This is a genomic window from Vibrio sp. 2134-1, from assembly GCF_033339495.1.
In genome coordinates this window covers 1-562 of the sequence record NZ_JAWOUS010000777.1, presented here as the reverse complement: position 1 = coordinate 562, position 562 = coordinate 1, and the positions used below count along the sequence as shown (strand labels likewise).

Here is a 562-nt window from a genome sequence, read left to right as displayed (position 1 = left end):
GTTTTGTTGCATTCTTTCACCTAACGATTGGAGAGCGAGTTGTCAGTTTGCAGAAACTACTGCGCTAGCTTGAATCAAAGTACCACGCCAAACCTTGTTCCCTTGGTTGAAACAAGTTCAGTGCGATTGACTCAAGTCATTCACTAAGCCTGACTTAATTTAGCTGCGCATTTTAGAAAGGAGCCACTAACCTTGCAAGTACATTTCCCTTCGCTAGAACATTCAACTGGAAGCTTCCGGTTGCGCAGTCTGACGAGGTGCCCTTTGATATTGGCTAACGACCAGTACGATACAAGAAATTAGAGCGATAAATAGATAAAAAATGCCTAGCTGATGCTGATCCGTCACCCACTTTTCAACCAAGTAGCCACCAAACAAACCCGCTAAACACATTTGAATTGAGCCAGACAATGCAGACACTGCCCCGGCTTGCTGCTTATGCGGAGACAACAACAAACTTATCGAAACCGGAAAGACATCCCCTGCGCAAAACTCAAACACGTGAATGCAACCAATAACGATGCAACCGTAAACGGCGTCACCAACAGTAAACACCCAGACA

The 562-nt window shown here is 45.2% G+C and carries 1 pseudogene; it reads right to left on the bottom strand.

Annotated features, from left to right (window positions below):
- Positions 1-222 precede the first annotated feature (222 nt).
- Positions 223-562: pseudogene (locus tag R7R78_RS28490) on the bottom strand (Bcr/CflA family drug resistance efflux transporter); the annotation flags it as partial.